The sequence below is a fragment of the Agromyces sp. P1_H4 genome (assembly GCF_056405255.1).
Genome location: NZ_JBFUCL010000192.1, coordinates 1 through 7,282, shown reverse-complemented (window position 1 = coordinate 7,282; position 7,282 = coordinate 1). Strand labels below are relative to the sequence as shown.

5 protein-coding genes, 1 pseudogene and 1 riboswitch are annotated in these 7,282 nt (G+C 71.1%); of the genes and pseudogenes, 3 read left to right on the top strand and 3 right to left on the bottom strand.

The window, feature by feature from the left end:
- The 3 genes and pseudogenes from AC1DY2_RS12245 to AC1DY2_RS12235 form a co-directional block, all read right to left on the bottom strand.
- Positions 1–278 (bottom strand): annotated as a pseudogene (locus AC1DY2_RS12245) (riboflavin biosynthesis protein RibD); the annotation flags it as partial.
- A gap of 89 nt (positions 279–367) precedes the next feature.
- A riboswitch (FMN riboswitch) is annotated at positions 368–513 on the bottom strand.
- 74 nt (positions 514–587) lie between these two features.
- The gene (locus AC1DY2_RS12240) at positions 588–1,754 is read right to left on the bottom strand and encodes a hypothetical protein (RefSeq protein ID WP_476762681.1); all 1,167 of its coding nucleotides are present in this window, start codon (positions 1,752–1,754) and stop codon (positions 588–590) included.
- Between the two features lie 78 nt (positions 1,755–1,832).
- Positions 1,833–2,825, bottom strand: coding sequence for a sugar-binding transcriptional regulator (locus AC1DY2_RS12235; RefSeq protein WP_476762680.1), 993 nt, complete (start codon positions 2,823–2,825; stop codon positions 1,833–1,835).
- Positions 2,826–2,981: 156 nt separating this feature from the next.
- Here AC1DY2_RS12235 and AC1DY2_RS12230 point away from each other — a divergent pair, with 156 nt between their 5' ends.
- The 3 genes from AC1DY2_RS12230 to glpK all read left to right on the top strand — a co-directional run bounded on the left by AC1DY2_RS12230 (position 2,982) and on the right by glpK (position 7,237).
- Entirely contained in the window at positions 2,982–4,736 is a 1,755-nt protein-coding gene (locus AC1DY2_RS12230) for a glycerol-3-phosphate dehydrogenase/oxidase (RefSeq protein WP_476762679.1), read from the top strand.
- A 165-nt stretch (positions 4,737–4,901) separates the two neighbouring features.
- The gene (locus AC1DY2_RS12225) at positions 4,902–5,663 is read left to right on the top strand and encodes an MIP/aquaporin family protein (protein WP_476762678.1); all 762 of its coding nucleotides are present in this window, start codon (positions 4,902–4,904) and stop codon (positions 5,661–5,663) included.
- Positions 5,664–5,722: 59 nt separating this feature from the next.
- Positions 5,723–7,237, top strand: coding sequence for a glycerol kinase GlpK (gene glpK / locus AC1DY2_RS12220; RefSeq protein ID WP_476762677.1), 1,515 nt, complete (start codon positions 5,723–5,725; stop codon positions 7,235–7,237).
- Positions 7,238–7,282 lie beyond the last annotated feature (45 nt).

Genomic DNA, 7,282 nt, shown 5'->3' with positions numbered 1-7,282 from the left:
GCGCAGGGGCCGGTGCGACCCGTGTGGTTGCACGGCTCGAGCGTGACGACGGCGGTCGCCCCCTCGGCCGCGCCGGGAGCCAGCTTTGCGAGCGCGTCGACCTCGGCGTGCGCCGTGCCCGCGCCCCGATGCCAGCCCTCGGCGAGCACGTCGCCGTGCGGCGAGAGGATGACGCAGCCGACGCGCGGGTTGACGCCGCGGGCGGGGCCGCGAACGGCGAGCTCGAGGGCGCGGCGCATCGCTGCGGCATCCGCCATCGTGTGCTCACCCGTCGTCATCCCGTGTCCTGTCCTGAGGGCTCCGGGGGATGCATCGGCGATGCCGCGGTGTCGACCACCGCCTCCATCGGCTGCGCACAGCACAGCCGACACGTGCCGCCTCCCATCCGGACTTTCACCGTCGGTACCGGAATTCCACCGGTTCAACCGCTCGTGCGGGGCCTCTCGGCCTCGCACTCCCAGCTCGCGGACTGTCACCGCCGGCTCGGATTTCCACCGACCCCGGAGCACGTTTGTCGTGTCGATTCTAGGTCAACGCGTGCGCGGCCCGGCTATTCCCGTCATCCGGCGCCGCACGGCGCACCTCGCTCAGCGGCACTGCGCGGCGGCGGCGATCTGCGCGTCGGTGGGTCGCCCGTAGGCCTCGATGCCGGCCCCGGGGAGGTCGTAGCCCATGCCGATCGCCCACGCGGTCGCCCACATCTCGTGGTCGCGCCGGAACTCGGCGCCCTCGAAGATGGGGGCGCACGTCGGGCGGATCGCCTGCGTGTGGCCGACCTCGTGCACGACCACCGCCTCGGCGTTCCGGTCGTCCCAGCTGTCGTCGATGCTGTACGTCAGGGTGATGTGACCCCAGCCGCCGTCCTCGGGCCAGAACTCCGCCGTGCCGGCGTACCAGCCGTCGCTCGGCACGCCCGCCACCTCGTACGCCCACTCGAAGTCGAGCGTGACGCCCTGCGAGATGGACCGGGCGAAGTCCTCGATCTCGGCTCGGCGCGGATACTCGGCGCGCGCCGCCTCGACGGCGGCCTGCGATGCGCGCAGCGCGGTGACTGCGTCGACCAGCTGCGTGAACCCGGTCGCGCTGTTCGACTGGCCGTCGACGCCGCTGCCGTCGATCAGGTGCCGCACGTCGAGCACCGTGCGGTACGTCGCGAGTGGGTGCGATGCGATCTCCGCGTCGGCTCGTTCCCTGGCATCCGCGAACACCGCGTCGACGCGCTCGGCGACCGTCTCGCGAGTCCGTCGCACGCCGGCTTCCGCCTGCTGGAAGGTCTCGAGCGCTTCGGCGCGCTCGGGAAGCGCCTCGGCCATCGCGACGAGATCGGCGTAGCGCTCCCAGGCCGGTGAGAACTCCGTCGGTTCGTCGAAGAGGCCCGTGAGGGGGCCGCTCGCGGCGGGCGCCGTGTCGAGGGATGCGGTCAGCTCATCGGTCTCGGCGCCCAGGGCCTCGACGAGGTCGGGGGAGACGAGGTCGCCGCCGACGACCGTGCGGAGCGCCTCGGCCCGGGCGGCGACGGCGTCGGAGCGATCCAGCCCGGCCTCGTAGTCGTCGATCGTCTCGGTCAGCTCGGCCTCGGTCGAGGCGAGGGCGCTCCAGACCTCCTCGTAGGCGGTGGTCGAGATCCACTGATGTCCGAGGACGCCGAGCGCGAGTGCGACGGCCGTGCCGGCCACGATGGCGGCCACGGGCGGCCGGGACCGGTGCGGCGTGGGGTCGGGCCGGTGCGGCGTCGGGTCGTCGCCTGCCTCCACGCCGCTCCTTCCGCCGTGCCGCTCGGTGCGGCATCCATACGCTAACCCGGCGGCCGTGGCCTGGTGGTCACGATCTCGTCACGCCTCGACGAGCGCCCGGGCGGTGCCCTCGTCGACGATGAGGTCGGTGATGAGACCGGCCGCGAGCGCACCGCGCAGGCTCGGGAGCTTGGCCCGCCCCGAGACGACGCAGATCCGCCGGGGCGCACGCCGGAGCACGGCGAAGTCTGGTCCGGTCGCACGTTCGTTCAGGGCGATGCCCTCACTCGTGCCGTCGGCGCGGTAGAAGACGGTGGCCACGTCGCCCACGGCGCCCTCGCGACTGAGCCCCTCGTAGTCGGCCCGCTCGAGGTAGCCGCCCTGGTAGACGTGGCTCGGCACCTCGGCGAACGGCGACCCGACGCCGAAGATCGCGACGTCGAGGCGCCCTTGGAGGTCGAGGAGCCGCCGCGTGCTGCGCTCCTTCCAGAACGCCCGCTTCGTGGCCGGGTCGTCGAAGAACGCGGGAACCGGGAACTGCTGCACCCGCGCGCCGAACGCGTCGCCGAAGCGGCGCAGGAGCTCGCTCGCATAGAGGATGCCCGTCGTGCGCACGTTGCCGGCGCCGTTCAGCTGCACGATCTCGGTGTTGTGGGTGGCCTTCGGCACGAGGTGCCGGCTCATCGCGGTCATCGTCGACCCCCAGGCCACGCCGATGGCCTGGTTCGAGTCGACGTACTGGCCGAGAATCCGTGCAGCCGAGAGCGCGACGCGATCGAGCCGGTCCACGTCGCTGGCGTGGTCGGGCACCGGGATGACGTGCGCCCGCACCGCGTGCCGCGCGAGGATCTCCTGCTCGATGCGGCTCGGGAGGTCGAGCGGCGAATGGATCGAGATCTCGACCAGTCCGCTGGCCCGCGCGTGGCTCAGCAGGCGCGAGACGGAGGAACGCGAGGTGTGCAGCTCGTGCGCGATCGCGTCCATCGTGAGGTCCTGCATGTAGTAGAGGTGCGCGGCGCGCAGTGCGTCCCTGGTCTTGCCGTTCACGGCGTCGCCGCCCTCGACGGTCGCTCGCGGCTCGTTCTCGCTCATCCGGTCCCCTTGCACATATGTTCACACGGCTTGCAACAGCGTGCGCTCGTGCTCACGATGTATTCATCCACACCCGGCCGATCGACGCAAGCCGACGCGGTCGAGCACCACTCGCACCACTGCACCCGCACCCGCACCCGCATCGAGAGGACAGCGATGTCTCCGCATCCCACGACCCCGCAGCCGCACGAGCACGGCCGAATCGACGGCACGCGCACGGATGTCGCGGCGCTCCACGCCCGCCCGTCCGCCGACGTGCTCATCATCGGCGGCGGCATCAACGGCATCGCCACGTTCCGCGACCTGGCCCTCCAGGGCGTCGACGTCGTGCTCGTCGAGCGCGACGACTTCGTCTCGGGCGCGTCGTCGGCGTCGTCGCACATGATCCACGGTGGCATCCGGTACCTCGAGAACGGCGAGTTCCGACTCGTGCAGGAGTCGGTCGAGGAGCGCAACGGGCTCATCCGCATCGCGCCGCATTACGTGAAGCCCCTCGAGACGACCGTGCCGATCTTCTCCACCTTCTCGGGCATCCTCTCGGCGCCGCTGCGCTTCCTCACGCATCGGCAGGGCAAGCCCACCGAGCGCGGGGCCGCCCTCATCAAGACGGGCCTCACCATCTACGACGCCTTCTCCCGCGACGGCGGCGCCGTACCCAGGCACCGCTTCCACGGACGTCGGCGGTCGCTCGCCGAGCTGCCTGCGCTGAACCCCGGCGTGAAGTACACGGCCACGTACTACGACGCGAGCATGCACGACCCCGAGCGCCTCGCGCTCGACGTGCTCTTCGACGGGCTCGCCGCCGGCCCGCACGCCCGGGCGGCGAACCACCTCGCGGCGGTCGGGCTCGACGCCGACGGCGTGCGCGTGCGCGACGGCCTCACGGGCGAGGAGTTCTCGATCGCCGCGGACGTCGTCGTGAACACCTCGGGACCGTGGACCGACCTGACGAACGGCGACCTGGGCCGTCCGACGGCCTTCATGGGCGGCACCAAGGGCTCGCATATCGTGCTCGACAACGACGAGCTGCTCGCCGCGACGGGCGGACGCGAGATCTTCTTCGAGCACGAGGACGGTCGCATCGTGCTGATCTACCCACTGAAGGGGCGTGTCATGGTCGGCACCACCGACCTCGAGCACGACATGCGCGAGCCCGCCGTGTGCACCGAGGAAGAGGTGGACTACTTCTTCGAGCTCGTCGCGCACGTTTTCCCAGACGTCCACGTCGACCGTTCGCAGATCGTCTACCGCTTCTCGGGGGTGCGTCCGCTGCCCCGCCACGACGAGACGCAGCCCGGCTTCGTCAGCCGGGACTACCGCATCGAGCGGTCGGATGCCGCAGCGCGGCCGGACACGACCGTGCTGTCGCTCGTCGGGGGCAAGTGGACCACCTTCCGGGCGCTGGCCGAGCACCTCTCGAACGAGGTCCTGGACCTCCTCGGGCGTGAGCGGACGCGTTCGACGCGCGGTCTGGCCATCGGCGGGGGAGCGGGATACCCGGCCACCGACGATGCCCGACAGGTCTGGCTCGCCTCGCACGGCGACGAGGTGGGCCGTGTCCGCGCGGATGAGCTGCTCGAGCGCTACGGCACCCGTGCCGAGCTGCTCCTCGCGGAGACCGCCGGCCAGGGCGACCGCCCGCTCGCGCACCACGCGTCGTACACCCGTGGGGAGATCGCGTGGCTGCTGCGCAGCGAGCGCGTCGTGCACCTGCCCGACCTCGTGCTCCGCCGCACGAGCATCGCCTTCACCGGAGCTCTCTCGGCGCCGCTCCTCGAGGAACTGGCCGACCTCGCCGCGGACGTCCTCGGCTGGGACGCGGCGCGCCGCACGCAGGAGGTCGAGTCGACCCGCCGGCTGCTCTCCGAGCGTCACGGCGTGCGCCTCGACGAGGTCGTCTCCGCCGCCTGACCCGGCCCGGCCACCCGCCGCCGGGGCGGTGAGATCTGCACGCATGTGCAGGCGAAACCGCCCCGCGGCGCCCCGGCCGATCGGTACGTTACGTCGGGGCCGATCGCCCCGGACACCACGAGGCCGCCGAGCGGCGCCCTCGTCACGCAGAGAAGAAAGGTCAACGTGGACAATCTCGGAATCGTGTTCCTGTCGGAACTCGTCGGAACCGCACTGCTCGTGCTGCTGGGCTGCGGCGTCGTCGCCAACGTCGCACTCGTGCGCACCAAGGGCTACAACGGCGGGTTCCTCATGGTGAACTTCGGCTGGGGCCTGGCGGTCTTCGCCGGCGTCACGGTCTCGTACGCGTCGGGAGCGCAGCTGAACCCCGCCGTGACCCTGGGCCTCGTCGCTAACGGCGCCGCCGAGTTCGGCATGGGGGTGCCGGTGAACGTCCTGTCGGTGCTCACCTACATCTCGGCGCAGATGATCGGCGCCATGATCGGGGCCGTGCTCTGCTGGCTCGCCTACAAGCAGCACTTCGACGCCGAACCGGATGCCGCGAACACCCTCGGGGTCTTCTCGACCGGTCCCGCCATCCGCTCCTACGGCTGGAACCTCGTCACCGAGATCATCGGCACGTTCGTGCTCGTCTTCGTCGTCATCGGCTTCGGCGGCGGACGCCAGGGCGACGGCGGCCTCGCCGCGCTCGGCGCCCTGCCCGTGGCGCTCCTCGTGATCGGCATCGGCGCCTCGCTCGGCGGTCCCACCGGGTACGCGATCAACCCCGCCCGCGACCTCGGCCCCCGCATCGTGCACGCCATCCTGCCCATCCCGGGCAAGGGCGGCAGCGACTGGTCGTACTCGTGGGTCCCGGTCGTCGGACCGATCATCGGCGGCGTGCTCGCCGGTCTCGCCGCGATCCCGCTCCTGCCGATCCTCGGCTGAGCCGCGGCATCCGCTCACCCCTCATCCCACCCATTCACTGAAGCAACGGAGTTTCTCAGATGGCCGACTACATCCTCGCGATCGACCAGGGCACCACCTCGTCGCGCGCGATCATCTTCGACAAGGCCGGGTCGATCATCTCGACCGGGCAGCTCGAGCACGAGCAGATCTTCCCCAGGGCAGGTTGGGTCGAGCACGACCCCGCCGAGATCTGGCGCAACACCGGCGAGGTCATCGGACAGGCGCTCGGCAAGGCGAACCTGACCCGCCACGACATCGCCGCCGTGGGCATCACCAACCAGCGCGAGACCGCGGTGGTCTGGGACCGCACCACCGGCGAGCCGGTGTACAACGCCATCGTCTGGCAGGACACCCGGACCCAGTCGATCGTCGACCGCCTCGCCGCGGACGGCGGAGTCGAGCGGTTCAAGGCCAGGGTCGGCCTGCCGCTCGCCACGTACTTCTCGGGCACGAAGATCGTGTGGATCCTCGAGAACGTGCCCGGCGCACGCGAGAAGGCCGAGGCGGGCGACCTGCTCTTCGGCACCACCGACACCTGGGTGCTGTGGAACCTCACGGGCGGCGTCGACGGGGGCGTGCACGCGACGGATGTCACGAACGCGAGCCGCACGATGTTCATGGACCTCGAGACGCTCCAGTGGGACGAGGAGATCCTCGCCGCGTTCGGCGTGCCGCGCTCGATGCTGCCCGAGATCAAGTCGTCATCGGAGGTCTACGGCGTCGCGAACGAGCACTCCCTCCTGCGGGAGACGCCGATCGCCGGCATCCTCGGCGACCAGCAGGCGGCCACCTTCGGCCAGGCGGCCTTCGACGCCGGCGAGGCGAAGAACACCTACGGCACCGGCAACTTCCTCATCTTCAACACGGGCGAGGAGATCGTCCACTCGAAGAACGGCCTGCTGACCACCGTCGGCTACAAGCTCGGCGACGCACCCGTGCACTACGCGCTCGAGGGTTCGATCGCCGTGACCGGCTCGCTGATCCAGTGGCTGCGCGACAACCTCGGCCTCATCTCGTCGGCGTCGGAGGTCGAGGCGCTGGCTGCGACCGTGGAGGACAACGGCGGCGCGTACTTCGTGCCCGCGTTCTCCGGGCTGTTCGCGCCGTACTGGCGACCGGATGCGCGCGGCGCGCTCGTCGGACTCACCCGGTACGTGAACAAGGGCCACATCGCTCGCGCCGCCCTCGAGGCGATCGCGTTCCAGACCCGCGACGTCGTGGAGGCCGTCAACGCCGACGCGGGCATCGACCTCAGCGAGCTGCGGGTCGACGGCGGCGCGACCGCCAACGACACGCTGCTCCAGTTCCAGGCGGACATCCTCGGGGTTCCCGTGGTGCGACCCGTCGTCGCCGAGACGACCGCCCTCGGCGCCGCGTACGCGGCCGGCCTCGCGGTGGGGTTCTGGTCGGGCCTCGACGAGCTGCGTGCGAACTGGCAGGAGGACCGCCGCTGGACGCCCGGGATGGACGAGGCGGAGCGGCAGCGGCTCGATCGCAACTGGAAGAAGGCCGTCACGAAGACCCTCGACTGGGTCGACGAGGACGTCGCATAGCCCCCACCGCAGGTACGGTGGGACGACGGGTCGGACGCATGGGGG

What these genes read in the sequence shown, in the direction of transcription:
- AC1DY2_RS12230 (WP_476762679.1), top strand. Translation starts at nt 2,982, where the DNA reads ATGTCTCCGCATCCCACGACCCCGCAGCCGCACGAGCACGGCCGAATC.
- glpK (WP_476762677.1), top strand. Translation starts at nt 5,723, where the DNA reads ATGGCCGACTACATCCTCGCGATCGACCAGGGCACCACCTCGTCGCGC.
- AC1DY2_RS12235 (WP_476762680.1), bottom strand. Translation starts at nt 2,825, where the DNA reads ATGAGCGAGAACGAGCCGCGAGCGACCGTCGAGGGCGGCGACGCCGTG.